The sequence below is a fragment of the Collinsella sp. genome (genome assembly GCF_052346665.1).
Lineage (GTDB): Bacteria > Actinomycetota > Coriobacteriia > Coriobacteriales > Coriobacteriaceae > Collinsella.
Genome location: NZ_DAWDUX010000018.1, coordinates 1 through 583, shown reverse-complemented (window position 1 = coordinate 583; position 583 = coordinate 1). Strand labels below are relative to the sequence as shown.

General features: G+C 63.6%; 1 pseudogene. It reads right to left on the bottom strand.

Annotated features, from left to right (window positions below):
- A pseudogene (locus ACT8II_RS04630) lies at positions 1-583 on the bottom strand (DNA-directed RNA polymerase subunit beta'); the annotation flags it as partial.

Here is a 583-nt window from a genome sequence, read left to right as displayed (position 1 = left end):
TTGACGACCTCGATGTGGCGCTCGGTCTCGTTGAGGAAGCCCTCCTCGAAGTACGCGTTGATCTGGTCGACGTTGCTCTGGGCACGGTCGAGAACCTGCCACTTGTCGTCAGGGATCAGAGCATCCCACACCGAGATGGTGAGGCCGGAGGTGGTGGCGTAGTGGAAACCGGAGTACTTGATGGCGTCGAGGATCGGGGCGACCTCGGCCTCGGGGTAACGATCGCAGCAGTCGGAGACGAGCTTGGCGATGTCGCCCTTAACCATCTTGTAGTTAATGAACTCGTAGTCCGTGGGCAGGCACTGACGGTTGAAGATGATGCGGCCGATGGTGGTCTCGAAGCGAGCGGTCTTGGTGCCGGTCACGTCGTAGTCCACGACCTCGTTCTTGCCAATCTTGACGCGGAACAGCTTGGTGCCGTCCTCGAGCTCGACGTTGGCCTCGGCCTCGGAGACGCGGACCTGGACCTTGGCCTGCAGGTCGACGCCGGCCTCGGCGCGGCAGTCATAGGCGCGCAGGGCGTCGTCGAAGCTCGCGAACACGTGGCCCTCGCCCGGCATGCCGTCGCGGGCCTGCGTGAGGT